We start from the raw sequence: 19679 nt of genomic DNA, 5'->3' as shown, positions 1-19679 counted from the left end.
TTTTGCAAACGAATTTAATTTTCATTATTGTATTGATTGCGGCATTCTATTTTCTCATTATGATGCCACAGAGCAGGCAGAGAAAGAAGCGTCAGGAACTCATGAACAATCTGAGCCTCGGCTCCAAGATTGTAACGGCAGGCGGCATTCACGGTGAAGTGACAGCCATGATGGATGATGCGGTGATGATTGAAGTTGCCGAAGATGTGGAAATGAAAATGGATAGAAGGTCCATTGTTCGAGTATTGGAGTCTGTGGACAGTGTCGAGGAAGAGTATGATGAGGATGAGGACGAAGTAGACGAACTGCCGGAAGGTACAGAGATGGACGATGAAGAGACCACCGACGACAGTTCAGAAGAAGATGCCGGTGAGGAAGAACACACCGAAGAATCTCATGAACGGGAACATGAGGATAAGGGTTCCACGCACCGAAACTAAACGACGAGAACTTCCCTGCAGAATCGGGCGGGTCACTTTTCTGCAGGGATCCCGTTAATGGTTCGTGATTAGTTGTGAGACGTGTTGACTCCAATCATACCGCTGAACGCCCCGACTAAAGTCAGAATGCAGATTCTAAGCAAGCCGGGCGCGTCCAGCATAAATGTATTGTAAACAACGAATCCAATTACAACCATGACCGCGCAGTACATGAGCGCTGTTATACCGCCGTAGAACCACCCTCGAACGCCGCTGTGACGACTGGCGGTTAAACTCCCGATGAAAATTGCTATGCCGTGAACAACATATATGCTGACGATAACAGTGCTGGGATACAAATTACTGTAGTGCGCCCAAATACCGATGAATATTGTGCCAATCACCGCGTAGAAGAGAGACCAGGCTAAGCCGTATAAGAGCGGCCATCGCCGTATCGTATTCATAATTGCAGCGGGTTCACGCGAGGCTTGATTCATCCGGATTCACTCCCGTATTTTTTATAATACATATGTATTCTACCTGTCCAAAAAGTATGAAAATATGGTAGGATCTAATTGTAAGTACTGCTTATAAATTCATGGTTTTTGGATTGATTTGTTAAATGCTTAGGATGAACCGAGGGGTGGGGGCTTGAGAACACGACGGCAAACACTATTGCTTGCCTACGAATGGCTGGCAGCCTTCTGCGGAGCACTCATTGGAGGAGTCTATGTTCACTCGCTTCTTCACATGAATGAAGGCGTGTTTTTGTATTTGCTCGTCTTGGGTGTCGTGTTGGAGTCTCTGCCTGTCCCGGTGGGGAAAGTCTTTACCTCACTCATCTTGATTCTACCTGTAGTAACACTCATTATCATGGGGACCGGCCAGGCAATTTGGTTGATTATATTATCTGAGTTCATCGCAATGTTGCTGCAGCCATCGCAAAGAAAGTGGTCCGTCAAGTTTTTTAACGTTGGCCAATACGCTGTCAGCGTTTTGGGTATGTCGATTGTCTATCACTGGATTGTCCGTTCTCTAGAGAAGCCCCCTGTTATCAGTTGGAATCTGTTATTCGGGTTGGCCGCAGCCATTGCTGCTTTTATGGTCGTGAATCACGCTCTCATCCATATTCATTCAGTGATACGGGAGCTCTTTTCAATAGAGGACCTGTATAATACGTTTCTGGCCGAAGCCATCAATTATGCCCTGTCTCTTCCGCTTATTCTCGTCATGATTTCGCTGACGCCGTCTCAACCCTTGTTGGGAATGCTGTCAATTTTGCCGATACTGGGTCTTGGACAACTTTTGCGACTTTATCGAAGAATTACCTTCGCACAGATTGTGCAGCGTTCCATCGGCCGGCTCATGAGTGAGTTTGACATTGAACATCTGTCGGCTGAAGTGGCACAGACGGCTGTGAAGCTGAGCTACGCGGACGTGGTTTCGATTCACTTGTTGCAGGACGACGGTGAATCGACACGGGTTAGAGCTGTGTATCCTGTAACGAAGTGGGCGGAAATGAGCACAGATGCTCTCCATCGGTCACAGGGCGGACTCATCTGGAGCGTGCTTGACACAGATGCGACGTTTGAATATGTGCCTGATACAGGTCGTGATGCACGAGTCAGGTGGGATGGGGTGCCGTCCGTAAAGTACCGCAGTATGGCAGTCTTTCCGATTCGGGTTCACGGGAAGCTTCATGGCGCAGTGGTTTGCTATGCAGCCCGACCCCACGCATTTGCAGCCCTGACAGACTACCTAGCCGCACTTGCAGCTCAGTTTGCGGTCTTACTGGAAAATGCGAAATTGTATCAATTGCTGCAAGAGCAGTCTCGCCGTGACGCAGCCACCGGTCTCTATAATTATCGTTATTTCTATGAACAACTGGCAAAACGCTTAAGTCAAGCTAAGGAACTAGACAAACCTTGTTCCGTTGCCGTGATTGACATCGACAACTTCAAACAGGTAAATGATACGTATGGACATTTGGCGGGGGACGCAGTCTTACAATCTTTGTCCAAATTATTTTTGAAGCATGTTGATGACGAAACCTTAGTTGCCAGGTATGGCGGTGAAGAGTTTGTCATGGTGTTCGGCAAGAACATTGAAGACACAAGGGACACGGTCGAGTTGATTCGCCAGACAGTCGCTTCAAACACCATTATGTTTAACTCCTATCAACTGCAAGGCATTACCGTTAGCGCCGGAATTGCCGCGTATCCAGACAACAGTGCCAATGACAGAGATTTACTGTTAAAAGCTGACTCAGCGCTGTATTGGGGCGCGAAACAGCGCGGCCGCAATAAGACGGCTGTTTACTCTCCTGATTTTGATGCGGAGCTGTTCATCGACAAGTTGACTGGCCTTTATACACTGCACTACGCGACCATAGAACTGCGCGATAGGTCATACGATTTTGGCGGGAATTGGGCGGCCATTTGTATTGACGTCGAGCATTTGGGGAAAATCAACACAACTTTCGGATTTGCCAGTGGAAACAGTGTGCTAAAAGAAGTCAGTCGAGTGATTAAAGAGAATATTCGGCAATCCGAGTTGGCATGTCGTTATGGAGCCGACGATTTCCTGATTTTGCTTCCCGATGTGACAGAACAGGAGTTGGGTTCTGTCACCCGAAGGCTGCACAAGGCGTTGGCGAAACAGCGGTTTGTGTACAAGGAAAACATCACACTGGCGATTCACTGCCACATGCAAGAATTCGTTATGCCAAAGTCTGAAAATGCGGCGGATTTTTTAAATCACGTACAACACACATTCACTCGACTCCACCAGCGCAGCAGCCAAGCCGGTCAGATGTAGCGCGGCTGTTACATGACAAAGTACGCAAGTGACCATACTACCTCTAAGAGATACAGGCTGAGGGGTGTGTGTAGGGTGGGCTCGATACCGCTGTGGGAGTTTCTTGTCCGAATTGTTGTGTTGTATTTTGCAGTGATGTTTGCCCTGCGAATCATGGGAAAACGAGAAATTGGCCAGTTATCCGTGTTTGACTTTGTCGTCTCTGTCATGCTTGCTGAACTCTCTACCCTCCCGATGGAAGATACGAAGGTCTCTCTGCCCCAGTCACTCATTCCAATAGCTTCGCTTGTTTTGTTACAATTGGCGGTAGCCTTGCTGCAGTTAAAGAGCCATCGCTTTCGCCATTGGGTCGATGGAGAACCGTCGGTTTTGATTGAGCACGGTGCGATTAAGGACAGCGAAATGAAAAAAATGCACTATACTATGCACGACCTGTTGACACAACTGCGCGAGAAAGGCTTTTCAAATGCCGCGGATGTTGAATTTGCGATTCTGGAAACGTCGGGGGAACTGAGCGTTTTTCCGAAGCCGGATGCGGCTCCAGTCACGCCGCGGGACATGAACATCAGAGGCAGTGGAGCTACGATTCCATTGCCTCTTGTTGTCGATGGCAATCCTGTGGCTAAAACGCTTCTTTCACTCAACAAAGACCGGCAGTGGATTGAAAATGAGCTGCGCCGCCGTGGCTATCCTAGCTTGGAAAACGTATTTTACGCGGCCATCGACAGTGCCGGCACCATTGTTGTAGATCCGAAAGACCCATCCCACTCAACGCCGTCATCGAAAGCGGAACTGTCCTCCAAACAGCCTTGACCTGGCGATTCATTACACAGCAAAGGGCATAGACGCAACAATCTGGGCAAGCATGTCACCGATGCGCGGGATCTTCCGGACAGTTTTTGAGGTGATGACTCGGAAAGAACACAGTAAAACGCTGTATATGATGAGTCCCATACCAATCGCAAGCAGTACGTGGACACTGCCCCACGCTTGCCCGTTGTGTCGTATGAACTCCATGAACGCAAGCATAATCAGCGTAGCAATGGCAATTCGAGTGGTGTCTTCAATGTTGACTGCAAAGCCAATCTTGGGATAGAGGCTGAAAAAATGCAGAGAGGTAGTTAAGCAAATGGAAATTGTCACAGCCCACGCTACCCCCTTAATTCCAAGAGCGGGGTCGGACGCAAGCAGGTAGATGAATCCGAGTCGTGCAATGCCTCCAACAATGGAGTTTCTCATGGCGATGCCTGCGTGATTCATTCCTTGGAGAATGCCGGCCAGCGGTCCCTGCAGATACAGCAAGAATCCAGCTGGTGCAATAATGGACAGGATTGGACCTGCTGTCCCGTCATTAAAAATCATTTGCGACAGCGGCGATGCAAACAGCGTTAAGATCACGCTGGTTGGAAAGCCAACCATCGCAGTAGCCCGCCAGCTTTGAGCCATACGAATTCGAACTCGTCCCTTTGCTTCTCCAGCCACTGCTTCTGAAACGGAAGGGACAAGGTTAACTGCCAGCGCGCCTGTTATGACAGTAGGGAAGACTAACAAAGGGATGGCCATGCCGCCGTATTTTCCGTACAATGTAGTAGCCATGTGCGTTGCAATATCAGCGCGGAGCAAAGCACGAGTGACGAGCACGGGTTCGACGGCAAAGATGAGTGAGCCAATCAGGCTGCTAAACGTTACGGGACCAGCGATGTCTACCAAGGCTTTTAAGGTTTGCCGGGTTGTTTCCAGACTGCGGCTTGGAGCGTCGGGAATCACTTGAGAGAGTCGAGCTCTGCGGCGCTGCTGCACGATAAGAAAAATCAGACCGGATAATTCACCTAGGACCATACCCATCATCGCGGCTGCTGCCGCATAAGGAAGGCTGAAGCGAATGAAATAAGCAGCCAACACCCAAATGCTTAAAATCCGTACGCTTTGCTCGATGATTTGTCCCCACGCCGTGGGTGCCATGTCCTGCAATCCGCGAAAATACCCGCGGTAGATACTTGCAACAGCTATCACGCCGGTAATGGGAATCATCGCAAGATAGGCGGGGTAAGCTCTCGCATCTGTTATCCAGTACGTGCGTACAAGCCCGCGCAAAGTCCACATCAGCACTGTAAACACAACAGCCAAAGTGAGGATGACGGTACTGCTGACTGTCATGATTCGTTTGACCCGCACTTTGTCTCGTTGTACGACGGCCTCTGCCACCAGCTTGGAGATGGCGGTTGGCAGGCCTGCCGTGACGAATGTGAGTACGAGGCTCAGCAGCGGGAAGACGAGTTGAAAAAGACCGATTCCCTGGGCGCCGATAAGGCGAGTCAGAAAAATTCTGTAGACAAATCCCATGATGCGGGTGACAAGACCGGCCGCGATGAGTACGAATGCGCCGTGGAGAAATGACCGTTGATTCAAGCTGCTACACTCCCCGTCTCTACTGATGACAGCTGTGAGCATGTCCCTTTGGGACAACTTATGCACGAGTCTCTGACAAAAGACCTTGTGGATGGGCTTGAATGCAGGATTTCAATAGCGATAGAGCGAAAGAGACATGTTGGGACGTTTTGAAATTCGTTCTCAAGTTGATGAAGAAGGTGGCAATGTGACAAGCGAAGACTTGTTTGATACAGCAGAATCTTTTCATAGAAGACGTTTGCTGTCTGAAAGCGACAAGGAACAGACGTTAGTCAGACAGACTCGTACGGAATTGAGCGTTCAACAGGAGCCCCTTGTGAATCCAAATGCCTATCAGCCTGAACTGATGGAGCTGTGCCAGGTGAAAGCCAGTGACTTTCGTCTTCTTGGATATGAGGAGGTTAACGGCGGCACTGTGTGGGACTGTGTGAAAAGTCGCAACAAGGGTGACATTCCGCTTTATCAGATGGTGGACGCCATTTTGTCATTACAAATTGGGACGCTGATGAATCACCTGACGATTTCGGCTTATAAGGGAGAGTTTTTCGAAGAAGACGTTTGACCTTTGAAATAAAGGTTGATTATACTAAGGAGGTTGTCCACAGGACTATATCAGCCTCACTGAATTTTCTCGATTTCCTACTTGAATTGGTTTAGGAGGACAAGCGTTTATGAAATGGGGACGCTTTTTGAGTTTTTTGCTCATAGTGTGCGTCATTATCGGATTGACAGCAGGAACGTCGTTCCAATTGTGGAGAGGAGTCCGGCTTGGTCTGGATTTGCAAGGCGGATTTGACTTGCTGTACAAGATTGAGTCTACCCCCAGTACAGGGCCCGTGACTCAAAAAGGAGTACAGGCGGTACTCCAGGCAGTGCAGATGCGCGTGGACTCTTTGGGTGTATCATCTCCGATTATTGACTTGGAGAAAGCTGGCGGCCAAAATGAAGTTCGTGTACAACTTGCGGGCCAGTTTAACCAGCAAAACGCAGAGAATGTCATTGGCAAGACGGCGCAGCTCAGAATTTACGGTCCAAAGCCCAAAGTGGTTAGCGGCAAGACGGTGCCTGGTCAGTATGTGGTAGACAAGAGCAACTTGTTGCTTACCGGTAAGGACTTGAAGAGCGATGCGCACTACTCTCAGAACCAACTCGGGCAAAATGTGATTGACTTGACCTTTAAAAACAAGAAAAAGTGGGCTCAAGTGACCAAAAAGTATTTGAACAAGCCGGTCTATACATATTTAAACGGCAAACTGCTGACAAGTGCTACGATTGACAGCATTATTTCTAACGGTCAGACTCAGTTATCTGGCCCAACCAGCGGCCCCGATGCGTTTACGCCGCAGTACTGTCAGACGCTCTCAAAGGAACTGAATGCAGGTGCGTTGCCGTATCCGCTGAAGTTGATTAGTTCAAACAGCGTTGGTCCGTCTTTGGGCTTTGCTTCGTTGAAGGCCACCATGTGGGCGGGACTCGCTGCTATCATCATCATTTTCCTGTTCATGATTGTATTTTACCGTATGGCTGGGCTGATAGCTGACTTGGCATTGGTGGCATACGGGTACCTCACATTAGGAACCTTCAGCGGGATGCATGTGGTTTTGACTCTGTCCGGACTCGCAGCCCTGGTTCTCGGAATCGGTATGGCAGTGGATGCAAACATCATTACCTACGAGAGAATCAAGGATGAAGTACGAAACGGTCGCAGCATTCAATCGGCTGTTATCGCTGGCAATCGGAGGGCAATGAGAGCGATTATCGATGCCAACGCCACGACGTTTATTGCCGGCGGCGTGATGTACTGGTTCGGGCACGGAGATATTCGAGGATTCGCCATCGCTCTTATGATTAGTATTGTCATCAGCATGTTGACAGCCGTATTACTGAGTCGGGCAATGTTGCTCCTGTTTACCAAGTCCAATATTGTGAAGCGTCCCTGGTGGTACGGAGTACGGAAGGGGGGTGCCAAATCGTGAAGAAACGGTTTGACATTATCCGTCACCGTATGTGGTTTTTTATCTTGTCCGGGACGATTACAGTTGCTGGCTTAGTCGTGTTTCTGACAATGGGCTTCAATCTCGGCACGGACTTTGTTGCCGGTTCAAGAGTTCAACTGACCTTGAATCAGACTGTCAATACGAGTAAGGTTCGGCAAATGCTTGATGCGGCGCAGTTGTCTGTTGGACCGAATGCGATAACCGTGGCGGGAACGAAGCGGCACACAGCTGTGATTCGGTTCTCAACGGTGTTGACCCAATCACAACTGGCGAAAGTTCAACAGTTGGAGAAAAAGACGTTTCATTCGACCAAATACAGCAGCGAAACGGTGTCTCCTATCGTTGCACAAACCACCTCGAAAAAGGCTGTTTGGGCCGTTCTCCTAGCCTCCTTGTTTATCGTGGTTTACGTTTCAATCCGCTTTGAATATCGCTTTGCTGTCGCAGCGATTGTGGCTCTTCTACACGATGCATTTATTGTTATGTCAGTGTTTGCGCTGCTGCGTCTGCCCATTGACTTGCCGTTTGTGGCTGCGGTCCTTACTATTGTTGGTTATTCGGTCAATGACACGATTGTTATCTTTGACCGAATCCGGGAAAACCAGGGGATTGCCAAACCACGAACATTTGGGGAATTGGAGCGAATGGTGGACAAGAGTCTGTGGCAAACCATGTCTAGGTCTATTAACACAGTTATCACCGTCCTGATTGCAGCTGTTATGCTGTATTTCTTTGGCGGAGAGTCCATCCACGACTTCACCTTTGCGCTGATTGTAGGTCTTGTCAGCGGTGCCTACAGTTCGATTTTCATCGCCAGCCCGATTTGGGTAGTGTGGAAAGGCAAACAGATGAAAGACGGACGCAAAGACAAATTGACACCAGAGCAGCAGACCAGCTGAGAGGGTCAAGGGTATGAGGCTGAAAATACGCTCCGTTGCCGGAGCGTATTTTTATGCCGACTTTTGTGCCGATACGGGATTTTGGGATAGTATAGAGAAAGCGCAGTTACAAAGGAGTCAACCCTGTGGATAAATCGCAGCAGCGACAAATTCAACTGGCTGCCGCAATTGGAACCATTGCAAATATCGTCCTTACCATTGGCAAGGCGGTGGTGGGTCATGTTGCGGGGAGCCGTGCTTTGCTTGCGGACGCCGTTCATTCCGGGGCGGACGTTGTCGGATCCATTGCAGTAATGATTGGTTTGAAAGTGGCACGAAAACCGCCGGACGCAGACCATCCATACGGCCACGGCCGGGCAGAACTTGTCAGCTCCGCTGTCGTTGCCCTCGTGTTGCTCGTAGCAGGAATTGAGGTATTCATTGCTTCTATTAAAGGCTTATTCGCTCCGCCTCATGCACCGGAAGCAATGGCGGCGTACGTTGCAGCAGCGTCCATTGTCGTCAAAGAAATCCTGTACCAATACAACGTTCGGCTGGGTCGTCGGTTCAACAGCCACAGTTTGGTGGCGAGCGCGAAGGACCATAGGACAGATGTCTATGCGTCAATTGCTGCCTTAATCGGTATCGTACTTTCGATTGCAGGCCGTGTATTTCATATTCACTGGTTGAAGTTTATGGACAGCATTGCAGGTGCCGGCGTGGCTTTGGTTGTGGTATTTATTGGGTATCAAATCGTGGCCGACGTCGTGCAATCGTTGATGGACCGGGTTGAGGTCAGAGAAACGAATCTGGAGAAGTATTATGCTGCTCTGCACAAGATTAAAGGGGTGGAGCGGGTAGACGACCTCAGGATTCGCGATCACGGTCAGTTCATTGTCGTCGACGTCGAAATTGGCGTAGACGCACAGATCTCAGTTGAGCAGGGCCACGAGGTGGCTGAACGCGTGAAAACAGAGTTGCGTGTCGTGTTTCCGCGGATTGTTGAGGTGCTCGTTCACGTAAATCCGTATTATCCAGAAACCCCATAGAGGAGAATGAGTTTGACAAAAGTATTGTGGAAGACCCTTCTGGTCAACCAGGAAACAGCAGAGCAGATGGCTGAGGTTGTTGAGATACCTGTACGTGTGGCGCGTTGGTTGTGCGCGCGCGGAATTGACATAGAACAGGCGAAACAGTGGCTGCGCCTTGACGGTGATTGTTTGACCAGCCCCTGGACATTTGTCGATATGCATGCAGCAGTGGAGAGAATTTTGAAGGGAATTGGCGCGCAGGAGCGTATTGCCGTCATCGGGGACTATGATGTGGACGGCGTGACGGCGAGTTCCATTTTATGCTCTGCACTTTCCAGCCTTGACGCTGATTGGCTATGCGATATCCCACACCGAATCAAGGATGGGTACGGTTTATCAGAGGAAATTGTGCACCGTGTGAAGGAGCAGGGAGCAACTCTTTTGGTGACGGTAGACAATGGAATTCGGAGTATGGATGCGGTAGCAGCAGCGATGGAACTAGGGATGGATGTAATTGTCACGGATCATCACGAACCGGGAGATGACGTTCCAGCGTCCGCAACTGCTCTGGTGCACTGGCGCCGAACTGTACACCAGGCAGATGTCTCTTATCTGTCTGGAGCAGGTGTCGCACTGAAACTGAGCGAAGCTCTGTTGGCGACGGGTATCGAGACACAGCTTGTGTCCTCTGAGGCAATCGAAGATTTGCTGCCTTGGTTGAAAGGCTTGGCGAGTCTCGGAGCATTGGCAGATGTAATGCCAATGAGCCCTGAGAATCGCCTTTTGATTCGAGAGGGGCTGGCTGCACTACGCGTTTCACATCATCCGGGGTGGCGTTCGCTGTGCGCAACAGCCGGGGTCAAGCAGGAAGAACTAACGGACCGGACAGCCCTTTGGCGCATTACGCCCAGGCTGAATGCTGCGGGCCGGATGGACAGTGCTGCACTGGCGTTCCGACTCCTGATGTCAACGGATGCACTCGAAGCAACTCAACTGGCAGAGCAAATTGAAACGCTGAACAATCAGCGTCGACTTGAGACAGACAAAGCGTTTCGAGCGGCACAGGAACAGTGCAGTCAACACTTTTCGGGGCACGCAGCTGGCTATGTAGTCGCAGGCCCGTGGCCCCAAGGTGTGGTAGGTATCGTGGCTGCTCGTCTGGTCGATATCTATCAGAAGCCTGTGATCGTTCTGGCAGACAACGGAGACGGAACTATGAAGGGTTCTGGACGAGCCCCTGAAGGAACTTCGTTGTACCGGTTGACACAGCAGTGCCAAGCGTACCTGACTCACTTTGGCGGGCATGACGGCGCGATTGGCTGTGGACTTGACGCAGACAATCTCACAGGGTTTCAACGGGCATTTAACCAAGCTTGCCAACAGACGGTCGACACAGAGGCGACTGCTGCATTGGAGGAGCGTGAGCACCGGCTGATGCCGGCAGACGATTTTCTCCCGTTGGCACAAGCCAATTTGGAGACAGTTGAGTGGGCAGAATTATTTGCGCCTTATGGTCCAGGGAATCCACCCTTGTGTTTCTATATGGGGCCGTTGAAAGTCGAGTCTGTAGCTATGGTAGGTAAGGGGAATCAGCATGTCAGACTGAGCGCATCCGAGGGAGGCGCTCGCAGAGACATGATTTGGTTCAACGCGCCTGACTGGATAAGAGGAATTCATCCGGGAGAACAGATCAGTGCCGTCGTCGAACTCGAGTTGAATACGTGGAGGCAAAACCGCAGTGCGCAAATTCGCGTCGTGGACGCAAGACGGCTCGTTCGTCCCCTTACACGCCAGCACTTTGGATTGTTATATAAGTTCCTGCGAGCGCGTCGGAAGCTGCTTGTAGAGGAAGCAGCAGAGGTGTTGCCGGATGCAATGGCTGACGAAATCAGACTGATATTGGATGCTTTTGTCGAATTGGGGTTTGCCCACTGCCAAGAGAGCGCGTATCATGTTGTTGAACGAGCCGATGTTAGAGATTTGCGCGAGTCGCGTCATTATCATGATCACCTTCAGAGAGCTATTGGTTTATCACTGTGAGACCGAAAGCAGAGTCGGAATAGGAGCGTTACAATGTTTCATTCCTGTTCCTGTTTAGATATTCCTGTTTAGGCATTCCGATTCGGACATGTCATCGGAAAGACCGTATGATTGGAGAGACTTATTGGATGAAAGAATGGATTCGTGAAATTCCAGATTTTCCGCAGCCGGGCATTCTCTTTCGCGACATAACGCCATTGTTAGCCAACGGACCGGCTTATAAATCTGCCATTGATAAACTGGCGGTTTTTGCAAGAGAATTACAAGCTGATGTCATTGTAGGACCTGAGGCCCGTGGTTACGTCGTAGGGGCTCCCCTAGCGTATGCAACGGAGACCGGATTTGCACCCGTTCGAAAAAAAGGCAAACTTCCGGGGAACACTGTTCGTGTACAGTATCAACTGGAGTATGCGACAGATGAATTGGAGATCCACGCAGATGCCATCCAACCTGGGCAAAGAGTCGTCGTTGCGGATGATTTGCTTGCGACTGGCGGCACCATGGCCGCGACCATTGAACTGGTTCAGAAAATCGGCGGAGAAGTCGTCGGAGCCGGATTCTTCATTGAATTGACGCATCTTAACGGCCGTGAAAAGCTTCCGCTTCATCTGCCGATTTTAACACTTGTTCAATACTAGAGAAGAACAAGTCACAGAACAGGGGGGACATGCAGTGGGGATGGACGAGCTCGTAGAGAAAGTCAAAAGCTACGCTGACGATGACAGAGTAGAGTTCCTGCACAAGGCTTATGCCTATGCAAAGGATGCTCACGAAGGGCAGTTCCGTAAATCTGGGGAACCCTACATCACTCATCCGGTGGCGGTTGCCACAATTCTGGCAGATTTAGAACTCGACCCCACCACGCTTGTGGCGGCCCTGCTGCATGATGTCGTTGAGGATACCCGAGTCACTGATGAGGAACTTGTCAGGCAGTTTGGAGCGGAAGTAGCGGCACTGGTGGACGGGGTAACGAAACTGAAACGCATCAAGTTTGACTCCTCAGAGGAGCAACAAGCAGAAAACCTGCGCAAGATGTTCATGGCCATGGCTAAAGATATTCGAGTTTTGTTGATTAAGTTGGCCGACAGGCTGCACAACATGAGAACGCTGCGGTATCAAAGCCCTGAGAAACAAGCCCGTACTTCCCGTGAGACATTAAAGATTTTTGCTCCCTTAGCGCATCGCCTTGGAATCTACACAATGAAATGGGAACTAGAAGATACCTCCCTTCGTTACCTCAACCCTCAGCAGTACTATCGCATCGTTAACTTAATGGCTCAAAAACGCCAAGAGCGTGAGGCATACGTCAATGAAGTTATGAACAACCTCAGAGCACGGCTCGAAGAGGTCAGTCTCAAGGCGGAAGTCACAGGACGCGCAAAGCACATCTACAGTATCTACAGGAAAATGGTGTCGCAGAACAAAGACTTTAACGAAATTTACGACCTCTTTGCTGTCCGTGTTATTGTCGAGAACGTGAAAGATTGCTATGGCGTACTTGGCGTTGTACATACCATGTGGAAGCCGATGCCAGGACGGTTTAAGGACTATATTGCGATGCCGAAGCCAAACATGTACCAGAGTCTTCATACGACTGTAGTCGGTCCGAAAGGCGAACCGCTTGAGATTCAGATTCGAACATGGGAACAGCATGAGACCGCAGAGTACGGAATTGCTGCGCATTGGGTGTACAAAGAGGGCGGACAAAAGGCTGAAGGGAAATTTGATCAAAAGCTGGCCTGGTTTCGAGAAGTTCTCGAGTGGCAACAGGATTTTCGGGATGCGCAGGAATTTATGGAGACCCTCAAACTCGACCTGTTTACTGACGAAGTGTTCGTCTTTACACCCAAAGGTGATGTCATTGACCTCCCTGCGGGTTCAGTTCCTATTGACTTTGCTTATCGCATTCACACGGACATTGGCAATCGATGCATAGGCGCGAAGGTGAACAGTAAAATTGTTCCGCTGGATTACAGACTGAGAACAGGTGATATTGTTGAGGTCCTGACTTCAAAACACAGCTATGGGCCTAGCCGCGACTGGCTGAAAATCGTACAGTCCTCACAGGCAAAGAGCAAAATTCGCCAGTGGTTTAAGAAAGAGAAAAGGGAGGAAAACGTGGAGCGCGGTCGTGTACTGGTGGAAAAGGAACTTACGCGGCAGCGCCTCGTTAGTCAAGACCTCTTGAAAGACGAGTATTTAGCAGAAGTGATGCAGAAGTTTAACTTTAACAAGGAAGAGGATATGTACGCCTCCATTGGGTACGGCGGCCTCAGTCCTGTCCAGATTGTTACCAGGTTGGTAGAGCGATATCGGCGCGACAATGAGGACCAATCCCTGGAATCTATTACCATGGAACTGAGGCATCAGAACAAGCCAAATACCAATGGGGTTCAAGTCAAAGGCGTCGACAACATGTTGATTCGCTTCGCCAAGTGCTGCAATCCTGTTCCGGGCGACGACATTACTGGGTTCGTTACGAAGGGGCGCGGAGTCTCCGTGCACCGCACGGACTGCCCCAATGTCAAGGTTCTGCGCGAGGACGGGGAACGCATCCTCGACGTTGAGTGGGCTGTCGCTTCGCAGATGGACTACAACGTGGACCTGTTAGTCCAGGGGTTGGACAGGCACGGGTTGGTGAATGAGGTCATGAATGCCATAGGTGAAACCAAAACCAATGTTACCGCAGTCAGTGCGAGAGCCGACAAGAAGAAAATTGCACACATTCACGTCAGCGTCAGAATTCGGAATCTTGAACACTTACGAAGTGTGGTGGAGCGTATTAAGCGCTTGAAAGATATCCATTCCGTGCGTCGCGTCGTGCAATAGTCGTATACTCTGCAATGCAAGACTGGGTCCATCTATGATATGCAAGGGGGGATACAATGCGGGTCGTCATTCAACGCTGCACGAGGGCAGCCGTCAGGTCGGGAGGCGAGGAAGTCGGTGCCATTGGCAGGGGATTTATGCTGCTTGTGGGCTTTAGTCATGGGGACGCAGAGAAGGATCTGAAGTACATAGCAGATAAGATTGTAAATTTGAGAGTTTTCGAAGACGCAGACGGAAAAATGAATTTGAGTCTGCTTGAAGTAAGAGGAGAGATTCTGTCCATCTCGCAGTTTACATTGTACGGAGACGTCCGCAAAGGCCGCAGGCCTAATTTTATGGATGCCGCTCCACCGGAACATGCTGAGGCCTTGTATCACGAGTTTAACGGACTCTTAAGAGACAGGGGACCTCGAGTCGCGACTGGAGTGTTTGGGGCCATGATGGAAGTTGATTTCGTGAACGACGGTCCTGTGACCCTGCTTTTGGACAGTCAACGAAATTTCTAGACGGGAGGGCCTTGTTTTGAAAATTGAGCGGTTTGTCATCAGTCCATTACAATCCAATTGTTATGTGGTATCGGAGAGTGAAGACCCTGACGCCAAGGCTGTCGTTATCGATCCCGGTGATACAGCGCTGTCACCGGTCCTTACCTATATAGAGGAACACCGACTCAAGCTCACAGCCGTCTGGTGCACACACGGACATTTTGACCATGTCTTGGGTACGGACGAACTACGCCGCCGGTATGGCGTTCCAATCTTTCTGCACCGATCGGATTTTGCATTGTGGCAACAGGCCCACGAACATGCAAAGATGTGGCTCAACCAAGACACGGCTCCTCTTTCCGTGCCAGACCGATTTTGGACAGACGGTGACGTCGTATCCTTGGGGGAGACGTCTTTTTCTGTATGGCATACCCCTGGTCACTCTCCCGGCGGAGTCTGTCTCGTGGGTGAATCCATTGTGTTCACGGGGGATACCTTGTTTGCTGGCACCATTGGTCGGACGGACTTCCCCGAATCAGATGCGGAAGCCATGAAAAGCTCCTTGCACCGACTCCTGAATCTCGCCGATACAACGCAGTTGTATCCAGGACACATGCAGGCTACTGCAATGGGACACGAGCGAAAGACAAATCCATTCCTTTTGGAACTGTAGTTTATCATTATGACCAATTTTGAAGGAATCTTATAGAATATGTCGAAAGAAGGTAAAGGGACTCAAAATAGGGAACATTTCTCCATTGACAAGAACTGATATAAAGCAGTACGGCGGTAAGGGTGAAACGATGGACGATATTGCGCGCACTAGAAGGTCTGAAGATGGGCGGCTACGGAAACCTAGTACACCGTTTGCATCAGAAACGTTGTTTCGCGATTTAATCTACAGTGCTAATGATGCCTATTTTGTGTTTGCTATCTTTGAAAGTAACGAGATTTCGCCTTTTGTTGAGGTTAATCCCATTGCATGCAAGACCACGGGGTTTTCACGGCAAAAGCTGTTGTCGATGACATTTAGAGATTTAGTGAGCAACTATATTACCGCGGCGGAGTTGCGGGAACTGGAAGAAACCATTTTCACGCGGTCCTATACAACCATGGAATGGAAGCATGTCGTTGACGACGGACGCATTTTGCCTCTCGAACTTAGTATTCGGGTAGTTCCTCAACAACATGAGAAAATCGTTTTCATGATTGCACGTGATATCTCAGAAAGAAAGGAATTTGAAAACGTCATGCATCGCATGGCGTATTTTGATGATGAGACAGGGCTTCCGAATCGACGAAAGTTTAGGGATGATCTGAATCAGTGTCTTGTCAACGGCTCTGCAACCGATTCCAAGTCTGGCGTAGTCTTTCTGAATATGGATAACTTTAAACAGATGGTGAGTATGTTTGGCTATTCTGCAGCTGAAGGGGTGGTAAAAAGTACAGCCCGCCGCCTTAAAGCTTGTTTTCCGCCAAATTGTTTTGTGGCTCGCTGGGGCGGGGATGAGTTCGCAGTCTTTATTCCTGAGGGAGATCACCGGTTGCAAATGGAACTGGTGAACCGGGTCAAGGCAATGTTCAGTCAACCTTTTGTAGTCGAAGGACGGCAGGTTTTTGTGACCCTTTCAGCCGGTGTCGCGGTATATCCTCGCGACGGTGAATCTGCCGATACACTCATCCAGAATGCCAGCACAGCGTTAATTGAAGCAAAGCACATTGGAAAAGGGCGGATGGTTCGCTATAGCGGACAACTCCACGGAAAAGTCGTTGAAAAACTGACATTAGTCAGTGATTTGCGCCGTGCCGTTGCAAAGGATGAGTTCTGTGTACACTACCAGCCGGAATTTGAAGCTTCTACAGGTAGACTTGTGGGCATTGAGGCTTTGGTGAGATGGAATCACCCCGAGCGCGGTCTAATTTATCCAGATGCTTTTATTCCCGTTGCAGAAGAGGCAGGAATCATCTCCCATATTGGAGAGTCAGTGTTCCGCACTGCTTGTGAACAGGCGCTGAAGTGGGAGAAAATGGGCTTTACGGATTACCGAATCGCAATCAATCTATCCGTTTTACAACTGACCAGTGCTGACTTTATTACTAGTGTCAAGCGGCTTCTGCAGGACATTGGCATTCAGCCGGACCGTGTCCAGTTTGAGATTACCGAAAGTGTTTTTATGCACATCGACAAGGTGTCTGATATTCTACATAATTTACACGATTTGGGCGTTACGATGGCTGTAGATGATTTTGGTACGGGATTTTCTTCATTAAGTTATCTGCGCCGTCTTCCTGTTCATATGCTTAAGATTGATAAGTCATTTGTCAGAAATCTCCCGGAGTCCAAAAACGACTGGACAATCGTAAAAGCCATTATAGAGCTCGCTCATCAATTAGACCTTAAGGTCGTAGCGGAAGGTATTGAGACCGATGCGCAAAGGTCAACGCTGCTGAGTTTGGGTTGCGATTTTATGCAGGGTTTCCTGTTTGGAGCCCCAGTTTCACACGCGGAGTTTAGCAAGAAGTTTATTATGAAGATGTAGCGAGTCGTTGAAAGAGGAGTGAAGCTCGCGGAGACCTTATTTCTCCGCGAGCTTTGCCACTTGGTGAAGGCTTTCAGAAGGGCCAACAAGGACCAGCCTGTCCCCAGGCATGACAATGTTGGATGCAGATACAGGAAAAATGGTGACTTTACCGCGCACGATTAGTACGACCTGTACACCGAACCGATTTGACAGGTTGAGGCGGTCCAGACTCTTCTCGAGTAAGTCGCCGCCTGCATTGAGTTCCATCATGAAGACCTCTTCATAGAGCTCCAAAGTCTCTAATATGGACGATCTCGTTAATAGCCTGGCAAGACGCACACCGGAATCGTGTTCAGGGTATACCACCATGTCCGCGCCCAGCCGGTCCAGGATTTTCCCGTGTGTTGGATGTGTGGCCTTTGCGACAACGTATAGGTCAAAATCCTTGCAGTTGATGGTTGCGTGATTTGAACTTGTTTCATTGTCGCCGATGGCTATAATGACAGCGTCAACGTCTTTGATTCCGGCTTCTGCGAGGAATTCCATATCCTCAGCATTGCCGATAGCCGTATGACACGTGTGAGCCAATGGTTCAAGACAAGACGGATCTCTGTCAATGATTAAAACATGGTGCCCGTTTCGAATTAATTCCTGTGCGGCACCAGAGCCAAAGCGACCTGCACCAATAATGCCAATGGTTTTGGGCTGCTTCCGTCCTGAACCATTCGCGAACCGGCCGGGACCAAGCATTCCCACGGATTTATTCCTTGCCACCGTCAAGACTCCTATCCAACTAAAATTCGCTCCTGTACGTGCCGAACCTTTGATTGAGATTTCTGCATGATTCCCAATAGGAATGTCAGGATTCCAATTCGGCCGACATACATCGTAAAGATTAACACCCACTTCATAGGTAATGCAATGCTTGTCGTAATCCCCGTTGTAAGCCCTACGGTTCCAAATGCGGACACTTCCTCAAAAATAATCCGCATCAGGCGAATATGCGGCTCCAGGGCAGCGTCCACAAGTGTACAGCTCATAATGACGCCAATTGCAAGCAGGAAGATTAACAACGACTTATGCGCAATCTCCCATGGAATTGAGCGCTCACCTGAAACGATTTCCGCGTTGCCGCGGATAGTAGAAATAGCGGTTTTGATGAGCATGTAGAAAGTAGATGTTTTGATTCCTCCGCCTGTTGAACCAGGAGACGCACCAATAAACATGAACATGGTAATCACGAGCCATGTTACTTCTTTCATGTGAGAAATGGGGATTGAGTCAAACCCTGCCGTTCTGGTCGAAACCGACGTAAACCAAGCGTTGAGGATTTTATAAGGCCAGCTCAGTTGTCCCATTGAGCGGTTCCATTCGAATGCCAGAATGAGCAGTGTCCCGGCGACAAGCAAAATTGCCGTCATGACCAGTACGATTTTCGTGTGCAGAGAGACCAAATGACGTTCCCTAAACGAATAGAATTCCGCCAGAACCACGAATCCTAACCCTCCAACAATGATGAGGGCGCTTGTAAACAAGAGCATAAACGGATCGCGTTGAAACTGCTCCAGTGACGTTCCCCACAAGTCAAAACCAGCGTTATTAAAGGATGAAATCGAGTGAAAAAGCCCGAACGCCAGTGCTCTCAACCAGGTGTAATGGTACACGAATTTGAGGTAGAGACCGACGGCAGCAGTTCCTATTCCTTCAATAGCAAAGCTGAAGGCCATAATGTTGCGAAACAGACGGACAATTCCCTGTAAACCCATATTGCGGTCTTCAGCCATTAACAATCGCGTACCTAATGGTATTTTTCGACCCATCAACAAGTATGCCGCTGTTGTGACGAGGGTGATACCTGCTCCGCCAATTTGAATCAAGATGGCAATAACCACATCTCCGAACGGAGTCCAAGTTGTATTTGTAGGTACAGTTGTTAGCCCCGTGACAAACAAGGCGCTTGCGGATGTGAAAACAGCGTTCGTGAGGCTTACCGCTGTGTGGTGCATAATGGGCAGAAGCAGTACGGCTGACCCGATGATTGCGAGTGCGAAGTATGTAACGGCGATTCGTTGTGCTGGATTCAGCGGCTGCTTACGCAAACAGTGGTCCCCCCTGCTGTGAAATCACATACGATTATACACTTTCTTTCTCGTAAGAAAACTATCCATTTCCACCTATTCTCTGCAAATTCCCGGAAAAGTCGACGGCTTTTTAGCAATTCATTCGCATAGGACATCTTTTCAGCGGCATAG

Annotated in this window: 17 protein-coding genes and 2 pseudogenes; 13 read left to right on the top strand and 6 right to left on the bottom strand. The window is 49.5% G+C overall.

The genetic code is table 11. The features are described from left to right. Positions 1 to 2: 2 nt before the first annotated feature. Complete coding sequence (gene yajC / locus GI364_RS15935) at positions 3 to 440, top strand: preprotein translocase subunit YajC (RefSeq protein WP_198850230.1); 438 nt, start codon at positions 3 to 5, stop codon at positions 438 to 440. A 68-nt stretch (positions 441 to 508) separates the two neighbouring features. Here the strand turns inward: yajC and GI364_RS15930 are convergent, their stop codons facing one another. Beyond that, positions 509 to 916: a TIGR04086 family membrane protein gene (locus GI364_RS15930; protein ID WP_198850229.1), complete on the bottom strand. Its 408-nt coding sequence runs from the start codon at positions 914 to 916 to the stop codon at positions 509 to 511. Between the two features lie 154 nt (positions 917 to 1070). On the opposite strand from GI364_RS15930, the gene GI364_RS15925 reads away from it, so the two are divergent. Both GI364_RS15925 and GI364_RS15920 read left to right on the top strand, forming a co-directional pair. Continuing rightward, positions 1071 to 3236, top strand: coding sequence for a sensor domain-containing diguanylate cyclase (locus GI364_RS15925; protein WP_198850228.1), 2166 nt, complete (start codon positions 1071 to 1073; stop codon positions 3234 to 3236). A 75-nt stretch (positions 3237 to 3311) separates the two neighbouring features. Next, positions 3312 to 4049, top strand: a complete 738-nt coding sequence (locus tag GI364_RS15920; protein ID WP_233095826.1) for a DUF421 domain-containing protein — start codon at positions 3312 to 3314, stop codon at positions 4047 to 4049. Between the two features lie 12 nt (positions 4050 to 4061). On the opposite strand, the gene spoVB is transcribed toward GI364_RS15920, so the two are convergent. After that, entirely contained in the window at positions 4062 to 5645 is a 1584-nt protein-coding gene (gene spoVB, locus GI364_RS15915; RefSeq protein ID WP_198850226.1) for a stage V sporulation protein B, read from the bottom strand. 136 nt (positions 5646 to 5781) lie between these two features. Here spoVB and GI364_RS24925 point away from each other — a divergent pair, with 136 nt between their 5' ends. The 10 genes from GI364_RS24925 (at position 5782) to GI364_RS15865 (ending at position 17445) form a co-directional block, all read left to right on the top strand. Further along, positions 5782 to 6207 (top strand): post-transcriptional regulator, encoded by a 426-nt coding sequence (locus tag GI364_RS24925; protein ID WP_233095825.1) that lies wholly within the window; start codon positions 5782 to 5784, stop codon positions 6205 to 6207. 109 nt (positions 6208 to 6316) lie between these two features. Then, complete coding sequence (gene secD / locus GI364_RS15905; RefSeq protein ID WP_198850225.1) at positions 6317 to 7621, top strand: protein translocase subunit SecD; 1305 nt, start codon at positions 6317 to 6319, stop codon at positions 7619 to 7621. After that, positions 7618 to 8541, top strand: coding sequence for a protein translocase subunit SecF (secF, locus tag GI364_RS15900; RefSeq protein WP_198850224.1), 924 nt, complete (start codon positions 7618 to 7620; stop codon positions 8539 to 8541). Before secD ends, secF begins: the two co-directional genes overlap by 4 nt. 125 nt (positions 8542 to 8666) lie before the next feature. Beyond that, positions 8667 to 9569, top strand: a complete 903-nt coding sequence (locus GI364_RS15895) for a cation diffusion facilitator family transporter (protein WP_198850223.1) — start codon at positions 8667 to 8669, stop codon at positions 9567 to 9569. A 12-nt stretch (positions 9570 to 9581) separates the two neighbouring features. Then, positions 9582 to 11591: a single-stranded-DNA-specific exonuclease RecJ gene (recJ, locus tag GI364_RS15890; RefSeq protein WP_198850222.1), complete on the top strand. Its 2010-nt coding sequence runs from the start codon at positions 9582 to 9584 to the stop codon at positions 11589 to 11591. Between the two features lie 128 nt (positions 11592 to 11719). Next, the gene (locus GI364_RS15885) at positions 11720 to 12229 is read left to right on the top strand and encodes an adenine phosphoribosyltransferase (protein WP_198850221.1); all 510 of its coding nucleotides are present in this window, start codon (positions 11720 to 11722) and stop codon (positions 12227 to 12229) included. 40 nt (positions 12230 to 12269) lie between these two features. Continuing rightward, positions 12270 to 14420, top strand: a complete 2151-nt coding sequence (locus GI364_RS15880; protein ID WP_198854063.1) for a RelA/SpoT family protein — start codon at positions 12270 to 12272, stop codon at positions 14418 to 14420. A 56-nt stretch (positions 14421 to 14476) separates the two neighbouring features. Beyond that, complete coding sequence (gene dtd, locus GI364_RS15875) at positions 14477 to 14926, top strand: D-aminoacyl-tRNA deacylase (protein WP_198850220.1); 450 nt, start codon at positions 14477 to 14479, stop codon at positions 14924 to 14926. Positions 14927 to 14942: 16 nt separating this feature from the next. Beyond that, a complete protein-coding gene (locus GI364_RS15870) occupies positions 14943 to 15578 on the top strand; it encodes an MBL fold metallo-hydrolase (RefSeq protein WP_198850219.1) in 636 nt (211 codons plus the stop codon). 85 nt (positions 15579 to 15663) lie between these two features. Then, positions 15664 to 17445 (top strand): putative bifunctional diguanylate cyclase/phosphodiesterase, encoded by a 1782-nt coding sequence (locus GI364_RS15865; protein WP_198850218.1) that lies wholly within the window; start codon positions 15664 to 15666, stop codon positions 17443 to 17445. Between the two features lie 36 nt (positions 17446 to 17481). On the opposite strand, the gene GI364_RS25455 is transcribed toward GI364_RS15865, so the two are convergent. The 4 genes and pseudogenes from GI364_RS25455 to GI364_RS15855 all read right to left on the bottom strand — a co-directional run bounded on the left by GI364_RS25455 (position 17482) and on the right by GI364_RS15855 (position 19526). Then, positions 17482 to 17694: a cation:proton antiporter regulatory subunit gene (locus GI364_RS25455; protein ID WP_370541865.1), complete on the bottom strand. Its 213-nt coding sequence runs from the start codon at positions 17692 to 17694 to the stop codon at positions 17482 to 17484. Positions 17695 to 17707: 13 nt separating this feature from the next. Beyond that, positions 17708 to 17761, bottom strand: a pseudogene (locus tag GI364_RS25450) (hypothetical protein); the annotation flags it as partial. Positions 17762 to 17793: 32 nt separating this feature from the next. Next, positions 17794 to 18177 (bottom strand): annotated as a pseudogene (locus tag GI364_RS25445) (TrkA family potassium uptake protein); the annotation flags it as partial. 35 nt (positions 18178 to 18212) lie between these two features. Then, a complete protein-coding gene (locus tag GI364_RS15855) occupies positions 18213 to 19526 on the bottom strand; it encodes a TrkH family potassium uptake protein (protein WP_198850216.1) in 1314 nt (437 codons plus the stop codon). Positions 19527 to 19679 lie beyond the last annotated feature (153 nt).

Source organism: Alicyclobacillus sp. SO9 (genome assembly GCF_016406125.1).
In the GTDB taxonomy this organism is placed as follows: domain Bacteria; phylum Bacillota; class Bacilli; order Alicyclobacillales; family Alicyclobacillaceae; genus SO9.
This window is presented reverse-complemented; position numbering and strand designations above follow the sequence as displayed.

Excerpts from the sequence above, each read along its gene's own strand:
- GI364_RS15930 (WP_198850229.1), bottom strand. The coding sequence starts at position 916 with ATGAATCAAGCCTCGCGTGAACCCGCTGCAATTATGAATACGATACGG.
- GI364_RS24925 (WP_233095825.1), top strand. The coding sequence starts at position 5,782 with ATGTTGGGACGTTTTGAAATTCGTTCTCAAGTTGATGAAGAAGGTGGC.
- secD (WP_198850225.1), top strand. The coding sequence starts at position 6,317 with ATGAAATGGGGACGCTTTTTGAGTTTTTTGCTCATAGTGTGCGTCATT.
- GI364_RS15885 (WP_198850221.1), top strand. The coding sequence starts at position 11,720 with ATGAAAGAATGGATTCGTGAAATTCCAGATTTTCCGCAGCCGGGCATT.
- GI364_RS15880 (WP_198854063.1), top strand. The coding sequence starts at position 12,270 with ATGGACGAGCTCGTAGAGAAAGTCAAAAGCTACGCTGACGATGACAGA.
- dtd (WP_198850220.1), top strand. The coding sequence starts at position 14,477 with ATGCGGGTCGTCATTCAACGCTGCACGAGGGCAGCCGTCAGGTCGGGA.
- GI364_RS25455 (WP_370541865.1), bottom strand. The coding sequence starts at position 17,694 with ATGGAACTCAATGCAGGCGGCGACTTACTCGAGAAGAGTCTGGACCGC.